Raw genomic sequence first — 21,333 nt, forward strand, 5'->3', positions numbered from 1 at the left:
GCAACCAATGCAATAAAAATAATAATCTTAAAATATATGATCAAAAATAACTAAAGAAGGAAAGAGATCACCGACGTAATCGAGCGCGCTCATGCTCGATCATCTGCTTCACCGCCGCCATCGCCTGATCTAATTTCTCAGGATCGCGCGAGCGCACCACGACATTCGTATCAGGACCAGTCTCGGACCAGAAGGGATAGGAGCCGATCGCGACCTGCGGATGAGCCTGAGCGATCTCGCCGAGAGCCGTGCCGATATCGCCTTCACGCAGTCCGGCCCGCACCGTGTCGGACAGGATGCGCGTTCCTGTCTTGAGAGTGGGTCCGACCACGTCAAGCATCGCCTGCATGATCGCCGGCACGCCCGCCATGACGATGACATTGGCGATGATGAAGCCCGGAGCCTTCGAGACGGAGTTCGCGATCAACTCCCCGCCCTCGGGGATGCGCGCCATGCGCATGCGCGCTTCGTTGAGCTGGTCCGGCGGAAAGCGCTCTGACAGCATCGCAACCGCGCGCGGATCGACATTGATCGGCACGCCGAAAGCCGCAGCGACCGAGTCGGCCGTGATGTCGTCATGGGTCGGGCCGATGCCGCCCGTGGTAAAGACATATGTATAGCGAGAGCGCAATGCATTGACCGCAGAGACGATCTCGTCAAGGGAATCGGGCACGACACGAACCTGGCGCAACTCGATGCCGATATTGGTCAGATACTCGGCGATGTAGCCGATATTCTTGTCCTTCGTCCGCCCCGACAGAATCTCGTCGCCGATCACCAGGATTGCGGCCGTGACGGGTGGACGATTCAGCGGTGCGTCGGTCATGGCCGGCTCCTCCAGGTGCCGGACGGCAAGACATGCCGCCAGCTCGTGACGATGATGCTGATCCGCCGCCCGCTCATGCCGCGCCGGGTTAGGAGCGCTGCGACATGAGCTTTCCTGATCACGCTTTAGAGCTAGGACCTTGGCGCAAACGGCTCAAGCGGCAGAAACGCCGTGTATGGCCTGCCCGCTATGCATGAGGCGCTGAACAGCAGCGAAAACGTCAGCCGCGCTTGCGTTCGAAGATGAGGTTGATGCGTGTCTGAGCTGTGAGCACATAACCGCTCGCGGTCAGGAGGGCGATGAGATCGCTCTGCCAACGGTTGCGCGAATCCTCGATGATGATCAGCTCGGGCCAGAGCGCTTCGGGCGCATCGCGCAGGAAGGGCTCGAGGATCAGGTCCTCAGCCCCCTCGACATCGAGCTTGACTGCGTCGAGGCGGTCATAGCCCTCGTTCTCCATCAGGGCGAGCAGTGTCGTCGCCGGCACCCGAACCGTGCTGCCGGAACTGGAGCGCAGGATGCGGACGCTCGACTCGCCACGGTTGTTCGGGTCGAGAAACAGCGTCAACTCGCCCGGCTTATCGGCCAGCGCGCACGCAATGGCCTTGACCGAGCCAAACGGATTTTGCGCAATGTTGAACGTCAGGCGCGAAAAGATCTCGGGCTGCGGCTCGACGGCCAGGATACGCGCTCCCGGGCCAGCTGCCGCCGCAACGCAAAGCGAATAGGCGCCGATATTCGAGCCGATATCGATGAAGCGGAAACCTTCACGCTGGCGCGCCCGCCCCGTCAGCAGTTCCCGCTCGTAAGGATCAAAATATTGCGGCGTGAACAATACGCGCTTCTCGCAGACATTGCCGTCTGGATGGAGGCGCATCTGCACGCCAAGCGCTTCGATATCGACGGGCTGGCCCGCAAGCGAACTCAGCCCGATGCGGCGCAGCGCATAGGCGAATTTGCGACCGAGGTAGCTGTCCGGAGCCCCGCGTGTCCAGTTGATGATCTGGGCCACGAGGCCCTGAGGTGCGAAAGCGCCGAAGGGACGGGCTTCCGTCGATTGGATATCGTTCATTGCCATTGGAGCGCCTGATACACGTCAAAGCCGTCGCGCGCCAGCAACTTGATCGATCGAGGGGTACCAGGCCCTCCGCCATGGTGCAGCGGGCCCCCACGGATCAGGCAGACCGCTTCAACGTCGAGCCAGAAAACAGCAAGCCGCAACGCAAGGTCTGGGCTATAGAGAGGCCTGTTGTCCGGGGTGCTGGGGTGCTCGGGAGAATGATCATGGTAAGCTGGCGACCCGATCCTTCCTTTTACCCCTCGCCGCGGCTGGCGGCCAAGGCTCCCGCCGAGCGGCTGGCCTACGTGGCCTCCTTCGATCCGGAGCGCAGGAAACCCGACGCGATCGCCGTCGTCGACGTCGATCCCGCGTCGTTGAGCTATGCGCAGATCGTCGGTCAGGTCGAGATGCCGAATACCGGCGATGAGCTGCATCATTTCGGCTGGAATGCTTGCTCGTCCTGTCTGTGCCCGAATGCGCCGCACCCCCATATGGAGCGACGCTACCTCGTCGTTCCCGGCCTGCGCTCATCGCGGCTGCATATCATCGACACCAGGCCCGATCCGAGGAAACCGACGATCGCGCGGGTCATCGAGCCGGAGGAGATCGCCGAGAAGGCCAGGTATTCGCGGCTGCACACCATTCATTGCGGGCCGGAGGGCATTTACGTGAATGCACTTGGCAATGCCGAAGGCAAGGAACCCGGCGGCATCTTCCTCCTCGACCCCGTCAGCTTCGACGTACTGGGGCAATGGGAGATGGATCGTGGCTCCCAGAAGCTCGCCTATGATTTCTGGTGGCATCTCGGCCACGACACCATGGTGACCAGCGAATGGGGCACGCCCGATACGTTCGAGAATGGACTGGTTCCGGAAGTTCTGCTCAGCAGCAAATACGGGCGGCGGCTGCATTTCTGGGACCTGCACACGCGCAAGCATCAACAGGAGATCGATTTCGGCGAGGAGCATCAGCTCGTCTTTGAACTGCGCCCAGCCCATGACCCGAGGAAGGCCTATGGCTTCGTCGGCTGCGTCATCAGCTTGAAGGATCTCTCCGCCTCGATCTGGACCTGGTATCGCGAGGGTACGAAATGGGCGGTCAGGAAAGTCATCGAGATCCCTGCCGAGCCGGCTGATCCTGATCTCCTGCCACCGGTCCTGAAGGGGTTCAAGGCGGTTGCGCCCCTCGTCACCGACATCGACCTCTCGATGGACGATCGCTACCTCTACGTGTCCTGCTGGGGCACCGGCGACATGATTCAGTACGATGTGTCGGATCCGTTCAAGCCTGTGGAAACCGGCCGGGTCCGCATCGGCGGCATCGTTTCCCGCGCCTCCCACCCCGGAGCGAAGAACGGGCATCTCAACGGCGGCCCGCAAATGGTCGAGATCAGCCGCGACGGCAAGCGGGTTTATTTCACGAACTCGCTCTACGGGGCCATCGATCCGCAATTCTATCCCAATGGAATCGACGGTTGGATGGTAAAGCTCGATGTCGGGGAGAAGGGCGGCATCCGCTTCGACGACAGGTTCTTCGTCGACTGGCCCAAGGGGCACCGGCCTCACCAGGTCAGGCTGGAGGGCGGCGACTGCTCGTCCGATTCCTATTGCTACCCCTGACGCCCCTGCCCCGGCATGATCGCTCGAACGGGAGGCTGAGATGTCGCCTTGGCTCATGCTCGCCGGGCTCGGTGCCTTCCATGGCCTGAACCCGGCCATGGGCTGGCTCTTTGCGGTTGCGCTCGGTCTGCATCGCGAGAGCCGTCGCGTTGTGTGGTTGTCCCTCCTTCCGATCGCGCTGGGGCATGCGGCCTCGGTCGCCGTGGTGGTCGCGGCGGTAGTTGCCCTCGGGACCATCATTGACCACGAAGCGCTGCAAAGGCTCGCGGGCCTTCTGCTTCTGGGGTGGGCGGCCTCCCACGCCGTCTTCGGCCACCGGCATCGCGTCCGGGTCGGCATGCAGACGGGGCTTGCCGGACTCGGCGCCTGGTCATTCCTGATGGCGACCAGCCACGGGGCCGGCCTGATGCTTGTACCGGTCATCATCCCGCTCTGCCTTGCTGCGACGCCGGCGCGGGAATTGACTGCCGCGGGTTCGCTGCCGGTCTCGCTGGCCGCCATCGCCCTGCACATGGCTGCAATGCTGGCTGTGACAGCAACGATTGCGGCGATCGTCTATGAATGGCTGGGGCTGGCGTTCCTGCGGCGGGGCTGGATCAATCTCGACACACTCTGGATCATCGTTCTGGCGGCGACAGGCCTCAACATGGTCCGCTAAGCACCGACAAAACAGCGCTTGCACCCTCCAGTTCGAGCTGGCACGGGCGCAATCATCTTGCGCAGCCGGCCAAACGCAATAGATATGATGGGCAAGGAGCTTCTTGCCCATCATGACATTCGACGAAAATCTGGGACGGGCGCGGATGCGCGAACCGGCCATCAAACTTCATGGTCCCGAAGCCTTCGCGGCCATGCGCAAGGCCGGCCGCCTGACGGCAGAAGGCCTCGACATGCTCGGCGAGCACGTCCGGCCGGGCGTCACCACGCAACGCCTCGACGAGCTTGCCTTCCAGTTCGCCATGGACAATGGCGCCTACCCGGCGACCCTGTTCTATCGCGGCTATACAAAATCGATCTGCACCTCGATCAACCATGTGGTCTGTCACGGCATCCCGGACGACAAACCCCTGCGCGAAGGCGACATCCTCAATATCGACTACACGCTGATCGTCGATGGCTGGTATGGCGATTCCAGCCGGATGTATGGGGTCGGCGACATTCCCCGCAAGGCCGAGCGGCTGGTCGAAATCACCTATGAAAGCCTGCTCCGCGGAATCAAGGCCGTGCGCGCCGGCGCGACGACCGGCGATATCGGTTTCGCCATCCAGCGCTATGCCGAAGCCGAGCGTTGCTCGGTGGTGCGCGATTTCTGCGGCCACGGTCTGGGCCAGGTCTTTCACGATGCACCCAACATCCTGCATTACGGCAGTCCCGGCGAAGGCGTCTTGCTCAAGCCCGGGATGCTTTTCACCATCGAGCCGATGATCAACCTAGGCAAGGCGGGCGTGAAGGTGCTTTCCGACGGCTGGACGGCGGTCACCCGCGACCGCTCGCTTTCGGCCCAGTTCGAGCACACGGTCGGTGTCACCGAGACCGGCTGCGAGATCTTCACGCTGTCGCCGGCAGGCCGCGACAATCCGCTCGCGGCACAATGAAGCAAGAGGGCGGTCAGCGCGGATCACAAGTCCCGTTGCCGGAAGAACCCACGGCCGTTGCCGTGCCGCACTACCACGGTCATCGCCAACGGCTTCGCGACCGCTTCCAGGAGTCGGGCGCCGACGCCCTGCCCGATTACGAGTTTCTCGAGCTTCTGTTGTTCCGTTCCATCCCGCAGCGCGACGTGAAGCCGCTCGCCAAGGACCTGATCCGGCGCTTCGGCTCATTCGCCGAGGTGCTTGGCGCGCCGGCCGCGCGATTGACTGAGGTCAAGGGCGTCGGCTCCGGCGTTGCGCAGGATCTCAAGATCGTCGCGGCCGCCCTGCAGCGCATGGCGAGGGGAGCGGTGGGGAAACGCCCGGTGCTGTCATCCTGGTCGGCGGTTCTCGACTATTGCCGAATGGCGATGGCCTTTGCCGAACGCGAGCAATTCCGCATCCTCTTCCTCGACAAGAAGAACGCGCTGATCGCCGACGAGGTCCAGCAGACCGGAACGGTCGACCACACTCCCGTCTACCCCCGCGAGGTGATGCGCCGCGCCCTGGAACTCTCAGCAAGTGCGATCATCCTTGTCCACAACCATCCGTCAGGCGACCCGACCCCCTCGGGTGCCGACGTGAAGATGACGCGCGAACTCGTCGATATCGCAAAGCCCCTCGGCATCGTGATCCACGACCACGTCATCGTCGGCCGCGATGGCCATGCGAGCTTCCGGGGGCTCGGGCTGATCTAACGCATCGGCCCGAAAAGTGGATTGTGGTTTTCGGGAAAGCCGATGCAATCACAGAAGGTTAGGTCATTGGATTGGATACGATAACCGATCCGATGATCAAGGCGGCGCGAAGCCTCGCGCCGCCTTGATCCTGCTCAGTCTCTGTCTCAGATCTGGCGGAACTGAGCACCGAACTCCTTCATGCGGCCGACATAGCAATCAGGAGCCAGGATCGATTCCGGCAGATAGAGGCCGGGCTGCGGAGCGGCGCCGCCTGCGAGTCCCAGCATCCTTTCGACGGCGAGCGCGACGCCAAGTGCAGTCAGGGGCGCCTGGCCATCGGGATGGACGATCTCGTGGCGCATCATGCTGCGCTCGCCATTCCTCAGCACGCCGTCGATCGCGATCGTGATTTCGGTCGAGAAGGGCTCGCCACGGCGGCGGCTGGCGGATTCGGAGAAGGCAAGGTCGAGCCGCACCGATCTGGCATCGGTCACCGCGGCGAGGCTGACGATATCGAGTGGAGAATAGGCGGTTGCGTCGAGCTCGACACCATCGACGCTACGATAGCGCGCCTTGGCATCCTCACCATTGACCCAGCTGAACTTGCCGCCCGTCAGCGTCAGCGCGGCCGGTGCCGCTCCCGTGATGCGGTTGTAGTCCGTCAAGGCCGCCGGGCCACCCATATCCTGCTCGTCGAGCAGTGCGCCGATCGCAATGGAATCGATCGTGCGGAAATCCTTGGCAAAGACCAGGGCCGGAAACACCGCAGCGCCGGCCAGCCACTGGCTTGCGAGAAGCACCGGGGCCTTCGTTGCCGCGTGAATGAACTGCGCAACCTCCGGACCGATCTCGAAAGTGCCGCTCGATACGCTGATATAGGGGATACCGTGATCCTGCGCGTAGCGCATCGAGTTCAGGCCATCGTCCTTCACGAAGACGACTATGGCGCTGTACTGCGCTCCCTCCGGCTGGCCGAGGTCCCGGCGGTCAAGGTCGATCCGCGTCGCAATGGCGCCCCCGACCCTCTGAGCAACCACCTGCGCCTTGGCGAGATCGCGCCCGCCGATGGCGATCGGCAGGTCGAGTTGCAAGCGGCGCAGCGCTGCGGCCGCCTGACCGCCGACGACGCCCGATCCACCAATGATCAGGACGGGACGTTGGGGGGGGGACATGGACAATTCTCCTGTTGAGTGCCAAGCCGCGATCGGCCCATCAATTGCCTACTAAAAGTAACTTACCTTTAGTAGGATCACACCGATGCATTGTCAACTGCGCTGCAAAGGGAGAGGCGGAGACGCCGATGTCGACGGGATCTGCGAAGAAGCTGTCCAGGGTGGAGCGCCGCGAGCAGTTGCTCGATTGCGCCATGACGATCGTGCGCGAGGACGGCGCAGACGCGCTGACGCTCGGGCGCCTCGCCGAACGGGCCGGCGTCAGCAAGCCGGTGGCCTATGATCATTTCGGCACGCGCGAGGCATTGATGATCGCGCTCTATCGCCGGATCGACGAGCAACAGGGCGGAGCGCTGGCGGAGGCCCTCGGCCAGCTGGAGCCGCGCCTCGACCAGCTCGCGCGCGCAGTCGCCGAATCCTATCTCTCCTGCGCAACATCGATCGGCCCGGAATGGCACTCCCTTTCAGCCGCCCTCAAGGGCACGGAAGCGATGGAGGCCGTCCAGCGGGAGCTCGTCGACGGCTATATCTCGCTCTATCGCGAGGCACTGGCTCCTTATGCCGGCCAGCTCCCCGCAGAGGACCTGCATCTGCGCTGTGTCGCGATCCTAGGAGCTGCCGAATCCGTGTCGGGCGAGGTGCTGCGCGGCAAGGCCAATGAGGCACGAGCGATCGAATTGCTGGCCGCGCTGATCGTCCGGCTGATCGGTTAGTCGAGCAGCGCATCTTCAGGCGAGGACGCATCGTAAGCCGCACCATCCCGCACCAGGCCCAAAGCGCCCAGGACCACCTGAACCTGGGCCACGTCGCAATCGGCCCGGATGCTGCCCAAGGATTGGGCACGGCTCGATTTATCCGTGATCAAGCGCCCCCTTTCCGAACCGTCACGAATGCGCATAGGCTGGTCAAAATGGGGAAAGACGCCTGACATGGTCGCCTTCGATGAAATGACCGGCAACGGTGCCGAATTGCGGCCCGCCTACGCAGCGCTTGATCGTTGGTTGAAGGAAGCTCCACCCGAAATGCTGGCTCTGCGACGCAGCCAGGCTGAACTCTTCTTCCGGCGAATCGGCATTACCTTTGCCGTCTATGGCGACGAAGAATCCACCGAACGGCTGATCCCGTTCGACATCATCCCGCGCGTCCTGACCAAGCCGGAATGGGCCAAGCTCGAGAAGGGCCTGCGCCAGCGCGTCACTGCTCTGAACATGTTCCTCGCCGACGTCTACGGGCCGAAGGAATGCCTGAAGGCCGGGATCATTCCGCCGGACCTGGTCTACCGCAACGCCTGCTACCAGTTGGAGATGGTCGACTTCCAGGTGCCGCACGGCATTTACTGCCACATCGCCGGCATCGACATCGTGCGCGTCGACGCCGACACATTCTATGTGCTCGAAGACAATGCCCGCACCCCCTCCGGGGTCTCCTATATGATGGAGAACCGCGAGGTGATGCTCCGGCTCTTCCCGGAGCTCTTCGCGATGCACCGCGTCGCACCGGTCGACAACTATCCCGACCAGTTGCTCGCGACCCTGCGCTCGGTCGCGCCGCGCCGCGCCTCGTCAGATCCGACGATCTGCCTGCTCACGCCCGGACAGTATAATTCGGCCTTCTACGAGCACTCCTTCCTCGCCGACAAGCTCGGCGTCGAGTTGGTCGAGGGCTCGGACCTGCTGGTCAAGGACGATGTCGTCTACATGCGCACGACGCAGGGGCCGAAGCGCGTCGATGTGATCTACCGCCGCATCGACGACGACTTCATCGACCCGCTGGTCTTCCGCGGGGATTCGGTGCTTGGCGTGCCGGGCATCATCGGCGCCTACAAGGCGGGAAATGTTACGCTCGCCAATGCGGTCGGCACCGGCGTCGCCGACGACAAGGCAGTCTACAGCTACATGCCGGAGATCGTGAAGTTCTTCACCGGCGAGGAGCCGATCCTGAAGAACGTCCCGACCTTCCGCTGCCGCGAGCCGGAGGCCAATGCCTATGTGCTCGACAATCTCGACAAGCTCGTCGTCAAGGAGGTCAACGGTTCCGGCGGCTATGGCATGCTTGTCGGCCCCCACGCCAACAAGGCCCAGATCGAAACCTTCCGCAAGAAGCTGAAGGCGCAGCCGGAAGGCTTCATCGCCCAGCCGACGCTGGCCCTCTCGACCTGCCCGACCTTCGTCGCCTCTGGCGTCGCACCGCGGCATGTCGACCTGCGGCCCTATGTGCTCTCCGGCGCGAACGGCATTTCCTGCGTGCCCGGCGGCCTCACCCGCGTTGCGCTGAAGGAAGGCTCGCTCGTGGTCAATTCCAGCCAGGGCGGCGGAACAAAGGACACCTGGGTGCTCGATGCATGATGGCAACAGCGCATTTCCGCATTCCCGCTTCCAGGACGCAGCCCCGCGCATTGCGAAAAGGCCGGAACTGACCATGCTCTCCCGCACCGCCGACAGCCTCTACTGGGTCTCCCGCTACGTCGAGCGCGCCGAATATCTCGCTCGGATCCTCGATGCGACGATGCGGCTCACCAACCTGCCCTCGTCCTATGGCGGCGCCGGGACCGAATGGCACAGTGCGGTCGCGACCGCCGGTTGCGAAGAGACCTTCGCCAAGGCCTATGGCGAGGCGAATGAGCGCAATGTCTGCGATTTCCTCACCTTCAACCCGGATAACCTGTCCTCGATTCGCAATTGCTTCGCGCTGGCCCGCTCCAATGCTCGTGCGGTACGCACCGCGCTCACCTCGGAAATGTGGGACGCGCTGAACAGCGCCTGGCTGGAACTGCAACGCTTCGAGAAGAAGCGCATGGACCGCGAGGAGTTCGCCCGCTTCCTCGACTGGGTGAAGAACGTCTCGCTGGTCTTCGACGGCTCGGCCTACCGGACCATGCTGCGCGACGACAGCTACTGGTTCTCGCGGCTGGGCGTCTATATCGAGCGCGCCGACAACACCGCCCGCATCCTGGACGTGAAGTACCATGTGCTGCTGCCCGAGAGCGAACAGGTCGGCGGCTCGCTCGACTATTTCCAATGGACCACGGTGCTTCGCGAGGTCTCGGCACTGACTGCCTATCACTGGGTTTATCGCGAGGCCGTGAAGCCGCAGCTGATCGCCGATCTGCTGATCCTCAACCGCCGGATGCCGCGCTCGCTCGCCGCCTGCTACGAGAACATCTCACGCTTCCTCGACGCTCTCGGCGATGCCTATGGCCGGCACGGCCCGGCTCAGCGCCAGGCTCGCAAGACGCTGGCAAGCCTTTCGAACGCGCGCATCGACTCCGTCTTCCAGCACGGGCTGCACGAATTCATCGAGGACTTCATCAGCGAGAACGGCCGCCTCGGCCTCACGATCTCGGAGCAGTATCTGCAATAAAGAACGCGACGGGCTCGCCTGCCCGCCCGCAGAACACTAGATATGGACCGGAAACCAACGCGCCCGTCGAGACAGCGATCGCCCATGCGGATCAGGATTTCCCACTCGATTACCTATGCCTATGACGAGCCCGTACGCCAGCTGACGCAGATTCTGCGGCTGACCCCGCGCGATCATGACGGCCAGCATGTGATGTCCTGGCGCATCGAGCCGACCGTCGACGGCAATCTGCGCGCGGGCCAGGATGCGCATGGCAACATCGTCCATACCTTCTCGGCCGATGGCCCGATCTCGGATCTCGCGATTCATGTCGGCGGCGTCATCGAGACTCTGGATTTGGCCGGTGTCATTCGCGGAACGATCGAGCGCGTGCCGCCCGAAGTGTTCCGGCGCGATACCTTGCTGACGACGCCCGACGACGCCTTGCGCGACTTCGCCGTGGCGGCAACGCGCGCCGACTCGACACCGCTCGCCAAGATGCACGCGTTGACAGAAGCGCTGCACGACTTGTTTGCCTGCGACCGTTCCGGCCAGCGTACCGGCGTAGGGGCTGCAGCCGCCTTCGCGGCCCGCGGCGGCATCCCGCAGGATCTCACGCATGTCTTCATGACCTGCGCGCGCCAGCTCGGAGTCCCTGCCCGCTACGTCTCCGGCTATGTCGCGCAATCCGATGCCCTGCCCGAGGCGGAAGGGGCGCATGCCTGGGCCGAGGTCTATCTCGAAGATTATGGCTGGATCGGATTCGATTGCGCCAACGGCTTGTGCCCGATCGACACTCATGTCCGCATCGCAGCCGGCCTCGATTTCGCCGATGCGGCGCCTGTCCGCGGTGCACGCAAGGGCGGCAGCGGCGAAAACCTCGCCGTGCTGGTCAGCGCCCGCGCTGCGAACGCACAGCTCGCCAATCAATAGCCTACGCGATTGCGACCGCCACAGCAGCCAGGGCGGCCCGATCAAGATTTCCCGGCGCGCATGAACGCGCCTGGACCGGCAAGCTGAAGGAACCGACCCCGTGACCTATTGTGCCGGACTTCTCGTGCAGGACGGGCTCGTGATGATCGCCGACACCCGCACCAATGCCGGGCTCGACGACATCTCGACCTTCCGCAAGCTGCATGTCTTTTCCTGGCCAGGCGAACGCAGCTTCGCGCTGGCGACGGCAGGCAATCTCTCCGTCACCCAATCGGTGGTGAGCCTGCTCCATGAAGGACTTCTCAATCCCGAGACCGGAGAACCCGATACGCTCCAGAGCGTTGGCTCGATGTTTAGAGCAGCGCAGCTCGTCGGCCGCGCCGTCCGCACCGTCAGGGAGATGGACGGTCCGGCCCTGGCGGAGGCCGGGCTGAAATTCGATATCTCTCTCCTCTTTGGAGGCCAGATCATGGGCCAGCCCATGCGGCTCTTCATGGTCTACGGCGCGGGAAACTTCATCGAATGCGGCATGGACGCGCCCTTCCTCCAGATCGGCGAGCACAAATACGGCAAGCCGATTCTGGACCGCGCCGTGACCTTCAAGACCCATCTCTACGACGCACTGAAGGTTGGTCTGATCTCGATGGATTCGACGATGCGTTCGAATCTCGGAGTTGGCCTGCCGATTGACCTGATCGTAATGCGGCGAGATGGCGAAGAGCCCGAGCTCAATCGGCGTATCGAGGCGGGGGAACCCTATTTCCACGACCTGCGCGAGCGTTGGTCCGCGGCACTGCGCGCGGCGCATCAGGCGATCCCGCGACCTCCTTACGGACCATCCGGAGGTTGAAATTTGATGTCTGCCTGCCCGTTTAGCAACCGGATATCAAGAATCGGCTGCAAAGGTGCAGGTTCCGACGGTTCTGAGACCCTTGATGCATTCGCCCTTTGTCGCGAAGACGACCAACGCGGACTCCTCGGCGCGGATGCTCACCAGCACCGTGACGACGCTCGCCTGTGCCTTTTTGCTGGTCATGGCTGCAGCGATCACCGTCGTCCTGACGATTGCGCATAACGCGAATACCGTCGAAGCAACCCGTCAGCGCGACCGGATCGAGGCCGCGATGGAGAACCAGCTTCGGCTGCGGCGCCTGCGGCTGGAAAGCCTGGCATCGACCGGCACGCTTCAGGCGGCCTTCCACCCGGCCATTCCGGCGGCAACACTGAGGTGGGCCTTCACGAAGCTGAGCCAGCGCTTTGAGGAATTTGACGGCGTCTATCTCGTCACCAGGAGCGGCCGCGTCCTGGCAGGCGTCGAGAACAACGTCGAAGCCTATCAGGCGGGCTACGAGGGCCTGCGTCTCTTTGACCCCACACTCCCGAGCCCGTCACAAAAACCAGCGAACGACAATGCAGCCACCCGCGCAGGGTTCATGCCAGGCTTTCGTTCGAGCCTGATCTACGATGGCCACGAAGTCCTGGCCATTTTGACCGCCGATCTCGAGCAGCTTCTCAATCTCCACCTTCTGAAGGCGGACGCGCCGGTCAACCTTATCGGCTATCGGCGCGTGACGAGCACGATCTTCGACGAGATGGCCACGCGCTATCGCATCAACGGCCTGCGCATCACCCGGACGATGCCAGCCAATCCCTTGGTGCGCCGCGACCTCGCCGCCCCCGACGGCGTCACCAGGGCCTGGTTGACCTGGACACCGGAGCGCCCCGGGGATGCCATGATCCGGCAGTTCATCTGGGCGCTGGCGGCAGCCGGGCTGATCTTTGCCGGTATCCTGCTCTATGCGATCCGCCGTCTGCGCGGAGCGGCCAATGAAATCCGGCTGCGCGAAGTGCAGATCCAGCGCCTTGCCGCACAGGACGAACTGTCGCTGCTGCCCAACCGTCGGACCTTCGATCTCAGACTCGACCAGGAGCTGGCTCAGATCACCCGGACCAAGACCGGGCTGTCCGTACTCCTGCTTGATCTCGATCGCTTCAAATCCGTCAATGATACCTATGGGCACAAGGCGGGCGACGAATTGATCCGGCAGGTCGCCGAACGACTCGCAGGCGTCATGCGGACCGGCGATACCGTCGCCCGCATTGGCGGCGACGAGTTCGGCATCATCCAGACCAACCTGCACGATGCCAGTGGCAGCGCTGCACTGGGAGAGCGCATTCTCGAAGCGCTGACGCGCCCCTTCAACCTGATGGGCATCGACACCGTGATCGGCTGCTCGATCGGCATCGCGCTCGCTCCCCAGGATGGGCACGACCGCGAGACGCTGCTCAGACTGGCCGATACGGCGCTCTACCAATCCAAGAACGAGGGCCGGAACCGCTACTCCTTCTTCGAGCCGCGCATGAACCGTGCGCTCCAGATGAAGCGCGTGGTCGAGGAAGACCTGCGCAAGGCGATAGCAAGGGACGAGCTACAGTTGCACTTCCAGCCGCAGGTCTCCGTCGACGGGACCGTCATCACCGGTGTCGAGGCCCTCGTGCGGTGGCCACATCCGCTCCATGGCATGGTTCCACCCTCGGAGTTCGTCGCCATCGCCGAGGAGCGCGGGCTGATCGTGCCGCTGAGCGAATGGGTGCTGCGCCGCGCCTGCCTCGAGGCAAAGCACTGGCCGGAGTTGCGGCTTGCCGTGAATGTCTCGCCGGTGCAGTTCAGACACAAGGATTTCGTCCAGAATACCATCCGGATCATCGAGGAAACCGGGTTCGATCCGAGCCGTCTCGAGCTGGAGCTGACTGAAGGCGTCGTCGTCGAGGACGCCGACGCCGCAGAGGCCGCGCTGATGGATCTGCGCGCCTATGGTGTCGGCCTCGCGCTCGACGATTTCGGGATCGGCTATTCCAGCCTGATCTACTTGCGGCGCTTCGCCTTCGACAAGATCAAGATCGACCGGTCCTTCCTGGAATATATGGAGACGACTGGCGAATCCGCGATCCTTGTCCACTCGATCGTGCATCTCGGCCGGGCTCTCGGCCTGCGGGTCTGCGCCGAGGGCGTCGAGACGCCCGAGCAGCACCGCTTTCTGCAGGCGATCGGTTGCCACGAACTGCAGGGCTTCCTGTTCTCCAAGGCAGTTCCGCCTGAGGAGATCGAGCGGCTGCGCGCCCTCGACATGCCATTCGCAGCCAGTCTCGTTGCGGCCTGACCGGGCCGATCGTCAGATCAGTTCGGAGATTCCGCTGACGATCGCGTAGGCAAATCCGGCGCTCAGGACAAGGCCGCCAATACCGACCAGCGTCCCCGCGATGATGAACAGTCCGTCGCGCTCGACCAGCCCCAGCCCCACCAGGCACACGGCAAGACCGAGCGGGATCTGTCCGATGAACGGTGCCGACACCACGAGGCCAAGCGCGAGGATCAAGATCAGCAGGCCAAGGATCGGGATCGCGACGGTCCCTCCCAGCATCGTCAGGCGCGGCCGCGAAATCCGTTCCAGCCGGACCAACGGAGGCAACGCGCGCGACACGGCCTTCGCCAGTTCCGGTTTGCCGATGGTCTTGTCGAGCAGCCCCTCGGGCAACCACGGCATGGCGCGCCCGGCCAGCATCTGCGCCGCCACGAAGGCAAGCACGAGCCCGCAGACCAGGGGAATGGGCGGCGGCATAGGCAGGCAGTTCGGCAGCCCGAGCAGGACCACGAGCAGTGCGTAGGTCCGATCCTTCAGAGCGGCGACGATGGTTCCGACGGGAATACGCTCACCGGGTAAGGTCGCGAGAGCCGTCAGCAGTCCGGATGTGCGCAAGGGCGATGACAAGCGTGATGGTCTGCCATTGGGGAGCTGCGACCTAGCACGCTCGCCCTTTGCCCAACAAGCGCCCATGGCGCAGACGCTCAATGCAGCGTCAGCACGCCGTTCACGTTTACGATCTCAGCCGGCCTGAGCAGACGCGAATGCGCAACGACCACTGAATGCAGCGGTCCATCGAGCTCACGACGCCAGAAGTCGAGGAAATCGCGGAGCACCGGAAAGCGCGGCGCCACATCATAATGCTGCCAGATGAAGGTCTGCAGCACGCTGGGATGATCCGGCATGCGGTATAGGATCGTCGCCGTGGTCAGCCCGTAGCCCTTGAGTTGCTTTATGAAGTCCTCTGATACCATCGCCCCCTCCCTCGTCGCGATGCGATGAAAGTGTAGCCGATTTCTTGAGGCTGCGCCTGCTTGGTTAACAAAAGCTTGCAAAACCAATGCCAAAGCGACCGCACATCGCGTGTATCCGCGACCATCGTTGGTCGCCGCGGCGCGAGCGGGCGCCCCCCGCATGGCTGCGCGCATCTAGGTTACAGCGTACAGCCCGCGGGCAATGTCAGGACTACCAGGGCTCTATCCCGTCAGTGCCTTCAGGGCCTCAGGCGTATCGACATCGATCGCAATCGCGGGATCGTCGAGCGGCACCTCCACGACCGACTCTCCGGCGGCGTCCAGCAGGCGGCGAGCCCCCTGGTCGCCCGAGAGGCGCTCCACCGCCTGGAAAAGCGCACGCGACAACAGCGCCGGGTTGCCGCGCTGACCGAACAAGGTTGGCACCACGGCGAGAGCGTCGGGCCGGTCGGCGAAGGCCTCGGCCAGCCGATTGATCACCTGCGGGGTCACGTTCGGCATATCGCCGAGCGAGACCACCGCACCCGGGACATCGTCCGGCAAGGCTCTGAGGCCGGCGCGGACCGAGCTGGATAGGCCGGCCGCGAAATCGGGGTTGTCCACGAATGCGACATCGAGCCCCGCGAGCGCCGCCCTGACCTCGGCCGCCTGATGCCCGGTGACCACCAATACGGGCGTAGCGCGGGAGGCGAGCTGCGCTTTCACGGCATGACGAACGAGAGGCTCGCCACGGACCGTCTGCAGCAGCTTGTTGCGTTCCCCCATCCGGGTCGAGCGCCCGGCCGCGAGCACAAGCCCGGCAACGGGTGCCACAGCCTGATGGCCAGGTGCACGCGGCTGCGGCCGCGTGACGATCTCCATCAGAAGGCCGCCGACCCCCATCTTCTGAATGTCCGCACGGGTCACGGGAACACCGGCTAGCGCGCGCTGCAGCACCCAGTCGAACCCATTCTCCTTGGGCGAACGGGCGCAGCCCGGCGCGCCGATCACCAGCTTGCCGTCAAGTTCGCCGAGCAGCAGCAGGTTGCCGGGGTCGACCGGCATGCCGAGATGTTCGATGCGGCCGCCTGCCTCTTGCAGAGCCAGCGGGATCACGTCGCGGCGATCGGTGATCGCCGAGGCACCGAAGACGACGACGATATCGGCTGGTCCCGCCACCGCCCTGCGGATGGATTCCGCGAGCGGTCCCGATTGATGCGGCACACGCTCGTCCGATTCGACCCTTGCACCTGCCGGAGCAAGACGCTCCGCCATTACCCGCAGCGTCTTGTCGACCACCGAAGGCTTGAGACCGGGCAGCAATGTCGAAACCACGGCCACCGATTTGAGGTGGTATTCGGTGACCGCGATCGGGCGGATCGCTCCGATCCGCCCGATCGCGTCGTCGACGCGCTGACTCGGGACGCCATAGGGAATGATCTTCACGGTGGCGACCATTTCGCCCGCAACGACCGCCCTGAGGGCTGGCAGCGTCGCGACGGTGATGGCCTCGTCGATCGTGTTGAAGGCGTCGAGCGCCGGCACGTCGAGCATCAGAACACCCGCAGTCGCGGCAAAGAGATTGACCCTGCCGGTAAAGGGAGCCTCGGTCACCACGCCGCGCCCGGCGAGCGCCCTTGCAAGACGTTCGGCAGCCACATTTTCGTCGACGTCGCCGGCTTCGAGCTGGACTGCGACCAGTTCGGTGACGCCAGCTCCCGCCAAGCGGCGCGCATCATCCTCCGTGATCGTCGCCCCCTTGCGGACGATGACCTCGCCTGCCCGCACCGAATGCGCCGCAACGGAGCCGACGGCATCGGCGATAGCGACCGGGCCGAATTTCATGAGAGTGCCCTGCGCGGGCCACGCAGTGTCATCACGATCTCACCGAGAATGGCGAGCGCGATCTCTGATGGAGAGACCGCGCCGATGTCCAGCCCGATCGGCGCATGGATGCGGGCCAGCGTCGCCTCATCGAAGCCAGCCGCCGTCAGGCGCTCGATGCGCCTGCCATGCGTCTTCCGGCTGCCCAGCGCCCCGATATAGAAGCAGTCCGAGCGCAAGGCCGCCTCCAGCCCGGGATCGTCGATTTTCGGATCGTGGGTCAGGGCGACGAAGGCGGTATAGCTATCGAGGCCGAGCTGCTTGATCGCTTCATCCGGCCACTCCGGCAGCAGCGTCACGTCGGGAAAGCGTTCGGGCGTAGCAAAGGCGGTCCGCGGATCGATGATGGCGACATCGAGATCCAGCAACTTCGCCATCGGCGCCATCGCCTGCGAGATATGCACCGCACCGGTGACCACGACGCGCGGCGGAGGCACCTGCACGGTCAGGAAGTAACGTGTCCCCTCCGTCTCGACCGTACCGCTCTTGCCGGTACGCAATTGCTTGTCGAGCAGGTCCGCCAGCGGATCGGTCGCGAGATCGGCCTCCCCTACCAGCCGTTGAGCACCGCTGCCGATATCAGTGACCAGCACTGCGGCACGGCGGGCGGCGCGCTCGACATTGAGCGCGGAGAGCAGCGAAAGATCCATGCCTCAGCCCCTGTCGGTCGCAAGCTTGACGCCAAGGCCGATCATCAGAGAACCACCGAGCCAGCGGCCGAAGGCAAATCCAGCCTTGGTCTTCTTCATCGTCTTGACGACCGCCGATGCTCCCAGCACCGTCACGAAATCGGCCGAGGAAAAGGCGAAATTCACGATCGTGCCGAGGATCAGGAACTGCGCCCAGACCGGCAGGGACGCCGCGGGGTCAACGAACTGCGGCAACAACGCGATGAAGAACAGCGCCACCTTGGGGTTCAGCACCTCGACGATGAAGGAATCGAGCAACGCCCGTTTCACGGTCTTGGGCGGCGAGACATCGACATCCGTTCCGCCGAGCCTGGAGCGGATCATGCTGATGCCGAGCCAGACCAGATAGAGCGCGCCGGCGAGCTTCACCGCGACATAGAGTTCCGGCACATGCTTGAACACGGCCGAGAGGCCGAAGGCAGCTGCGATGACATGCAGGTAGCAGCCGAGATGGATGCCCAGCATCGCCATGAAGCCAGCGCGGCGGCCATGAGTAATCGTCTGCGCCGCCGTGTAAAGCAGAGCCGGGCCGGGGAAATAAGCGACAGCGATCGTCAACACCGCAAAGGCGGCAAGTGTTTCCCAGGAAGCCATCAGTGCACCTTCTCGACATAGACCCGAATGCGACCGCCGCAGGAGAGACCGACCTTCCAGGCCGTCTCGTCCGCGACGCCGAATTCAAGCGTGCGCGCCTGTCCATCGGCGATGACGTCGGCAGCCTCTTCCACCACGGCGCCCTCGACGCAGCCTCCGGAGACCGAGCCGAGGAAATTACCCTCTTGATCGATGACAAGATGCGAGCCCACCGGGCGGGGGGCGGAGCCCCAGGTCTCGATCACAGTGGCAAGCGCCACGCCGCGCCCGGCCTTGGCCCAACTCTCGGCCGTGGCGAGAATATCGGTGTCGGTACTGATCATGGCTATCGGTCCCTGTTCGGCCCGCGGCGCCGGAGCGCAGTTTAGACGCACCGCATCATACGCGCGAGCGGGCCGCGAGCCCCGCCTACTTAAGCATAGTCGCCGCAGGTTTCGAGCATGCGGCGGGCATCCGGATGGCGAAAACACGTGCCCCTCCTCGACCTACGGTAACGATCCCTCTATCCAGCGCGCATTGAGGCATGGCGGCCCATGGACGGCATCGTTCTACTGCACGGCATTGCGCGGCGCTCCGGATCGCTCTCGGGGCTCGAACGCATTCTGAAGGCCGATGGCTACGGGACACTGAACCTCGACTATCCCGCGCGCAGCAACGGCCTCGACGACATTGCCTCGCAACTGCATGAGCCGATCGCGCGCTTCAGCGGCGGGCTCGACGGCCGACTGCATTTCGTCACTCATTCGATGGGAGGGCTAGTGGCGCGCTCCTATATCACCCGCCACCGCCCAGAGCGGCTCGGCCATGTCGTGATGCTGGCGCCCCCCAACGAGGGCAGCGAGATCGCCGATCTGCTGAAGGGAAACCCGCTCTATCGCGCGTTCTTCGGTCCGGCCGGCGCGGAGCTGGTTACGGCAAGGCCGGAGCAGTTGCTCCGCATCCTCGGCCCAGTCGACTATCCGCTCGGCGTGATCGCTGGCGACCGCTCGTTCTATCCACTCTCGTCCCTGCTATTGCCGCGGCCAAATGACGGCCGGGTCTCGGTTGTGCGCACCCGCGCCACCGGGATGAGCGATCACATCACGCTGCACGCGACACATCCACTGATCATGCGCAACCGCGAGGCGATCGAGCAGACGCGGCACTTCCTACAGCATGGCCGCTTCAGCAGACCCGCCTAGCCCGCCTTCTTCAACCACAGGCGTGGATCACTTCTCCGGTCTGCGTCCGGCGAGAGCACGGCGCAGAGATCGGCCATCGCCGCGAGGTTGTGTATCGGCCTGAACGAATCGACATGCGGCAGCATCGCCCGGATGCCGCTGGCCCGCGCCTGAAATGCATCGAAGCGCAGCAGCGGATTGAGCCAGACGAGCTGGCGGCAGGAGCGGTGCAGCCGGTCCATCTCGAAGGCGAGCTCGCCATCGAGATGTCGCTCCAGCCCGTCGGTGAAAAGCAGAACGATCGCCCCGCCCGAAAGCACGCGCCGCGACCAGACGCGATTGAAGCTGTGCAGGGCATCGGCAATGCGGGTGCCACCTTCCCAGTCCGGCGCTGCCCTGCCGGCAAGGGCCAGCGCCTCGTCAGGGTCCCGGGCCCTCAGGCTCCGCGTGACATTGGTCAAGCGCGTGCCGAAGACGAAGGAATGCACCCGGCGGCGCTTCTCCGTGATCGCGTGCAGGAAATGCAGAAAGATGCGCGAATACTCTGCCATCGAGCCCGAGATATCGACGAGCGCGACCACCGGGGGATGGATCTCGGCGCGCTCGCGAAATGCGAGGTCGATCGAGCCGCCTCCCCCCCTGAGCGAACGCCGGAAGGTGCGGCGTGGGTCGATGCGCGCGCCGACATGCGATGCCTGGAAACGCCGCGTCGGCACGGTATCCCGCGGCAGGCGCAGCTCGGACATCAGCTGCTTGGCCTTGGCGATCTCCGCCGCACTCATCTGGGCGAAGTCGCGTGACTTCAGCATTTCGCGATCGGAGACGGTCAGGCGCGCCGAAAGCTCGGTCAGTTCGACCGGGGGTTCGTCATGCTCGTCTCGCGGCGGAGCAAATGCTTCAGCGACCCGCAACGCACCCGCTTCCGCCTTCTCCGGCTGACTATCCGCCCCCGGAGAGACGGGGGACATTTGCGCCATGATCTTCTCGATCAGATTGCGCCGCCGCCAGAACAGACGAAAGGCCTGGTCGTAGATCACGCTGTCCTCGTGCCGCTTCACGAAGATCGCATGCAGCGCCCAGTAAACGTCGTCGCGTGCACCGAGCGCACCATCCGCCAGCGCCTCGACGGCCTCGACCACCGCCCCCGCACCAACGGGCACACCGGCGATGCGCAGCGCCCGCGCGAAATAGACGATGTTCTCAGGCAGCTTGCCGGTCACGAGGTTCTCACCGTCATGGTAGACGCGGATCGCCGGCCAGGGCTTGCCGCGCGATCACGCTGCGGTCTCGGTCATGAAGACCTTCTGCGCAATGACCCATTTGCCGTCGACTTTTACGAAGGAGAGCAGATCCGTGAAATAGCGCGGCGGCATCTGGCATTTTAGCTTCACCAGAGCCAGGGCCGGGCCCACGAGATCGATGGTCAGGATATGGTCGCTGCGCTCCATCCCAGCAGCCTTCGGAGACTGGCGATTGCGCACGGCCTCGAACCACTCGGCGCGCGGCACGATCTTCAGTTCGCCGTGGAGCGATTGGGTCAGTGCGCTTGTCGGATGAAAGATCTGGCTCAGCTTGCCGACATCGCCCTCATAGAGCCCGTCGAGATAAGTCCAGGTAGCGGCTTCGATCGCCTTGATGTCGTCGTTCATC

At 64.0% G+C, this 21,333-nt stretch carries 23 protein-coding genes; 11 read left to right on the plus strand and 12 right to left on the minus strand.

Going from position 1 to position 21,333, the window contains the following annotated elements; translation table 11 throughout:
- Nucleotides 1–67: 67 nt before the first annotated feature.
- Nucleotides 68–826, minus strand: coding sequence for a competence/damage-inducible protein A (locus AC1DGP_RS15700; RefSeq protein WP_441491425.1), 759 nt, complete (start codon nucleotides 824–826; stop codon nucleotides 68–70).
- 220 nt (nucleotides 827–1,046) lie between these two features.
- On the minus strand, nucleotides 1,047–1,904 hold the full coding sequence (locus AC1DGP_RS15705) for an FkbM family methyltransferase (RefSeq protein ID WP_476832287.1): 858 nt from the start codon (nucleotides 1,902–1,904) through the stop codon (nucleotides 1,047–1,049).
- Between the two features lie 206 nt (nucleotides 1,905–2,110).
- Here AC1DGP_RS15705 and AC1DGP_RS15710 point away from each other — a divergent pair, with 206 nt between their 5' ends.
- From AC1DGP_RS15710 to radC, 4 genes are all read left to right on the plus strand, one after another.
- The gene (locus AC1DGP_RS15710) at nucleotides 2,111–3,505 is read left to right on the plus strand and encodes a selenium-binding family protein (RefSeq protein ID WP_476832288.1); all 1,395 of its coding nucleotides are present in this window, start codon (nucleotides 2,111–2,113) and stop codon (nucleotides 3,503–3,505) included.
- A 40-nt stretch (nucleotides 3,506–3,545) separates the two neighbouring features.
- On the plus strand, nucleotides 3,546–4,163 hold the full coding sequence (locus tag AC1DGP_RS15715; RefSeq protein WP_476832289.1) for a hypothetical protein: 618 nt from the start codon (nucleotides 3,546–3,548) through the stop codon (nucleotides 4,161–4,163).
- 112 nt (nucleotides 4,164–4,275) lie between these two features.
- Nucleotides 4,276–5,100, plus strand: coding sequence for a type I methionyl aminopeptidase (gene map, locus AC1DGP_RS15720; protein WP_476832290.1), 825 nt, complete (start codon nucleotides 4,276–4,278; stop codon nucleotides 5,098–5,100).
- Nucleotides 5,097–5,834, plus strand: coding sequence for a RadC family protein (gene radC / locus AC1DGP_RS15725; RefSeq protein ID WP_476832291.1), 738 nt, complete (start codon nucleotides 5,097–5,099; stop codon nucleotides 5,832–5,834). The genes map and radC overlap by 4 nt, the downstream gene beginning before the upstream one ends.
- Nucleotides 5,835–5,980: 146 nt before the next feature.
- On the opposite strand, the gene AC1DGP_RS15730 is transcribed toward radC, so the two are convergent.
- On the minus strand, nucleotides 5,981–6,988 hold the full coding sequence (locus AC1DGP_RS15730) for an NAD(P)-dependent oxidoreductase (protein ID WP_476832292.1): 1,008 nt from the start codon (nucleotides 6,986–6,988) through the stop codon (nucleotides 5,981–5,983).
- Nucleotides 6,989–7,116: 128 nt separating this feature from the next.
- Here AC1DGP_RS15730 and AC1DGP_RS15735 point away from each other — a divergent pair, with 128 nt between their 5' ends.
- On the plus strand, nucleotides 7,117–7,701 hold the full coding sequence (locus tag AC1DGP_RS15735; RefSeq protein ID WP_476832293.1) for a TetR/AcrR family transcriptional regulator: 585 nt from the start codon (nucleotides 7,117–7,119) through the stop codon (nucleotides 7,699–7,701).
- Here AC1DGP_RS15735 and AC1DGP_RS15740 read toward each other — a convergent pair.
- A complete protein-coding gene (locus AC1DGP_RS15740) occupies nucleotides 7,698–7,919 on the minus strand; it encodes a hypothetical protein (protein ID WP_476832294.1) in 222 nt (73 codons plus the stop codon). The genes AC1DGP_RS15735 and AC1DGP_RS15740 overlap by 4 nt on opposite strands.
- Here AC1DGP_RS15740 and AC1DGP_RS15745 point away from each other — a divergent pair.
- The 5 genes from AC1DGP_RS15745 to AC1DGP_RS15765 all read left to right on the plus strand — a co-directional run bounded on the left by AC1DGP_RS15745 (nucleotide 7,918) and on the right by AC1DGP_RS15765 (nucleotide 14,421).
- Complete coding sequence (locus AC1DGP_RS15745) at nucleotides 7,918–9,333, plus strand: circularly permuted type 2 ATP-grasp protein (RefSeq protein WP_476832295.1); 1,416 nt, start codon at nucleotides 7,918–7,920, stop codon at nucleotides 9,331–9,333. The genes AC1DGP_RS15740 and AC1DGP_RS15745 overlap by 2 nt on opposite strands.
- A gap of 73 nt (nucleotides 9,334–9,406) precedes the next feature.
- The gene (locus AC1DGP_RS15750; RefSeq protein WP_069882628.1) at nucleotides 9,407–10,348 is read left to right on the plus strand and encodes an alpha-E domain-containing protein; all 942 of its coding nucleotides are present in this window, start codon (nucleotides 9,407–9,409) and stop codon (nucleotides 10,346–10,348) included.
- 84 nt (nucleotides 10,349–10,432) lie between these two features.
- Complete coding sequence (locus AC1DGP_RS15755; RefSeq protein WP_476832296.1) at nucleotides 10,433–11,260, plus strand: transglutaminase family protein; 828 nt, start codon at nucleotides 10,433–10,435, stop codon at nucleotides 11,258–11,260.
- Nucleotides 11,261–11,360: 100 nt separating this feature from the next.
- Nucleotides 11,361–12,110, plus strand: a complete 750-nt coding sequence (locus AC1DGP_RS15760; protein ID WP_476832297.1) for a proteasome-type protease — start codon at nucleotides 11,361–11,363, stop codon at nucleotides 12,108–12,110.
- Between the two features lie 85 nt (nucleotides 12,111–12,195).
- A complete protein-coding gene (locus AC1DGP_RS15765; RefSeq protein ID WP_441491435.1) occupies nucleotides 12,196–14,421 on the plus strand; it encodes a putative bifunctional diguanylate cyclase/phosphodiesterase in 2,226 nt (741 codons plus the stop codon).
- Nucleotides 14,422–14,433: 12 nt separating this feature from the next.
- On the opposite strand, the gene AC1DGP_RS15770 is transcribed toward AC1DGP_RS15765, so the two are convergent.
- The 6 genes from AC1DGP_RS15770 to AC1DGP_RS15795 all read right to left on the minus strand — a co-directional run bounded on the left by AC1DGP_RS15770 (nucleotide 14,434) and on the right by AC1DGP_RS15795 (nucleotide 18,846).
- Nucleotides 14,434–15,030, minus strand: a complete 597-nt coding sequence (locus tag AC1DGP_RS15770) for an exopolysaccharide biosynthesis protein (RefSeq protein WP_113514166.1) — start codon at nucleotides 15,028–15,030, stop codon at nucleotides 14,434–14,436.
- Nucleotides 15,031–15,107: 77 nt separating this feature from the next.
- Nucleotides 15,108–15,377 (minus strand): usg protein, encoded by a 270-nt coding sequence (locus tag AC1DGP_RS15775; RefSeq protein WP_043237212.1) that lies wholly within the window; start codon nucleotides 15,375–15,377, stop codon nucleotides 15,108–15,110.
- Nucleotides 15,378–15,599: 222 nt separating this feature from the next.
- Nucleotides 15,600–17,201, minus strand: coding sequence for an NTP transferase domain-containing protein (locus AC1DGP_RS15780; RefSeq protein ID WP_476832298.1), 1,602 nt, complete (start codon nucleotides 17,199–17,201; stop codon nucleotides 15,600–15,602).
- A complete protein-coding gene (locus AC1DGP_RS15785; RefSeq protein WP_441491437.1) occupies nucleotides 17,198–17,890 on the minus strand; it encodes an XdhC family protein in 693 nt (230 codons plus the stop codon). The genes AC1DGP_RS15780 and AC1DGP_RS15785 overlap by 4 nt, the downstream gene beginning before the upstream one ends.
- 3 nt (nucleotides 17,891–17,893) lie before the next feature.
- Entirely contained in the window at nucleotides 17,894–18,523 is a 630-nt protein-coding gene (locus tag AC1DGP_RS15790; RefSeq protein ID WP_441491438.1) for a LysE family translocator, read from the minus strand.
- On the minus strand, nucleotides 18,523–18,846 hold the full coding sequence (locus tag AC1DGP_RS15795; RefSeq protein WP_441491439.1) for an XdhC family protein: 324 nt from the start codon (nucleotides 18,844–18,846) through the stop codon (nucleotides 18,523–18,525). Before AC1DGP_RS15795 ends, AC1DGP_RS15790 begins: the two co-directional genes overlap by 1 nt.
- 210 nt (nucleotides 18,847–19,056) lie before the next feature.
- On the opposite strand from AC1DGP_RS15795, the gene AC1DGP_RS15800 reads away from it, so the two are divergent.
- On the plus strand, nucleotides 19,057–19,704 hold the full coding sequence (locus AC1DGP_RS15800) for an esterase/lipase family protein (protein WP_441491440.1): 648 nt from the start codon (nucleotides 19,057–19,059) through the stop codon (nucleotides 19,702–19,704).
- Here AC1DGP_RS15800 and AC1DGP_RS15805 read toward each other — a convergent pair.
- A complete protein-coding gene (locus tag AC1DGP_RS15805) occupies nucleotides 19,701–20,903 on the minus strand; it encodes a vWA domain-containing protein (RefSeq protein WP_441491441.1) in 1,203 nt (400 codons plus the stop codon). The two genes, AC1DGP_RS15800 and AC1DGP_RS15805, sit on opposite strands and share 4 nt — an antisense overlap.
- 54 nt (nucleotides 20,904–20,957) lie before the next feature.
- Complete coding sequence (locus tag AC1DGP_RS15810) at nucleotides 20,958–21,332, minus strand: nuclear transport factor 2 family protein (RefSeq protein WP_162768090.1); 375 nt, start codon at nucleotides 21,330–21,332, stop codon at nucleotides 20,958–20,960.
- Nucleotide 21,333 lies beyond the last annotated feature (1 nt).

It is taken from the genome of Allobosea sp. 05T433 (assembly GCF_056396065.1).

What these genes read in the sequence shown, in the direction of transcription:
- AC1DGP_RS15700 (WP_441491425.1), bottom strand. Translation starts at nt 826, where the DNA reads ATGACCGACGCACCGCTGAATCGTCCACCCGTCACGGCCGCAATCCTG.
- AC1DGP_RS15705 (WP_476832287.1), bottom strand. Translation starts at nt 1,904, where the DNA reads ATGGCAATGAACGATATCCAATCGACGGAAGCCCGTCCCTTCGGCGCT.
- AC1DGP_RS15710 (WP_476832288.1), top strand. Translation starts at nt 2,111, where the DNA reads ATGGTAAGCTGGCGACCCGATCCTTCCTTTTACCCCTCGCCGCGGCTG.
- AC1DGP_RS15715 (WP_476832289.1), top strand. Translation starts at nt 3,546, where the DNA reads ATGTCGCCTTGGCTCATGCTCGCCGGGCTCGGTGCCTTCCATGGCCTG.
- map (WP_476832290.1), top strand. Translation starts at nt 4,276, where the DNA reads ATGACATTCGACGAAAATCTGGGACGGGCGCGGATGCGCGAACCGGCC.
- radC (WP_476832291.1), top strand. Translation starts at nt 5,097, where the DNA reads ATGAAGCAAGAGGGCGGTCAGCGCGGATCACAAGTCCCGTTGCCGGAA.
- AC1DGP_RS15730 (WP_476832292.1), bottom strand. Translation starts at nt 6,988, where the DNA reads ATGTCCCCCCCCCAACGTCCCGTCCTGATCATTGGTGGATCGGGCGTC.
- AC1DGP_RS15735 (WP_476832293.1), top strand. Translation starts at nt 7,117, where the DNA reads ATGTCGACGGGATCTGCGAAGAAGCTGTCCAGGGTGGAGCGCCGCGAG.
- AC1DGP_RS15745 (WP_476832295.1), top strand. Translation starts at nt 7,918, where the DNA reads ATGGTCGCCTTCGATGAAATGACCGGCAACGGTGCCGAATTGCGGCCC.
- AC1DGP_RS15740 (WP_476832294.1), bottom strand. Translation starts at nt 7,919, where the DNA reads ATGTCAGGCGTCTTTCCCCATTTTGACCAGCCTATGCGCATTCGTGAC.
- AC1DGP_RS15750 (WP_069882628.1), top strand. Translation starts at nt 9,407, where the DNA reads ATGCTCTCCCGCACCGCCGACAGCCTCTACTGGGTCTCCCGCTACGTC.
- AC1DGP_RS15755 (WP_476832296.1), top strand. Translation starts at nt 10,433, where the DNA reads ATGCGGATCAGGATTTCCCACTCGATTACCTATGCCTATGACGAGCCC.
- AC1DGP_RS15765 (WP_441491435.1), top strand. Translation starts at nt 12,196, where the DNA reads ATGCATTCGCCCTTTGTCGCGAAGACGACCAACGCGGACTCCTCGGCG.
- AC1DGP_RS15775 (WP_043237212.1), bottom strand. Translation starts at nt 15,377, where the DNA reads ATGGTATCAGAGGACTTCATAAAGCAACTCAAGGGCTACGGGCTGACC.
- AC1DGP_RS15780 (WP_476832298.1), bottom strand. Translation starts at nt 17,201, where the DNA reads ATGAAATTCGGCCCGGTCGCTATCGCCGATGCCGTCGGCTCCGTTGCG.
- AC1DGP_RS15785 (WP_441491437.1), bottom strand. Translation starts at nt 17,890, where the DNA reads ATGGATCTTTCGCTGCTCTCCGCGCTCAATGTCGAGCGCGCCGCCCGC.
- AC1DGP_RS15790 (WP_441491438.1), bottom strand. Translation starts at nt 18,523, where the DNA reads ATGGCTTCCTGGGAAACACTTGCCGCCTTTGCGGTGTTGACGATCGCT.
- AC1DGP_RS15795 (WP_441491439.1), bottom strand. Translation starts at nt 18,846, where the DNA reads ATGATCAGTACCGACACCGATATTCTCGCCACGGCCGAGAGTTGGGCC.
- AC1DGP_RS15800 (WP_441491440.1), top strand. Translation starts at nt 19,057, where the DNA reads ATGGACGGCATCGTTCTACTGCACGGCATTGCGCGGCGCTCCGGATCG.
- AC1DGP_RS15810 (WP_162768090.1), bottom strand. Translation starts at nt 21,332, where the DNA reads ATGAACGACGACATCAAGGCGATCGAAGCCGCTACCTGGACTTATCTC.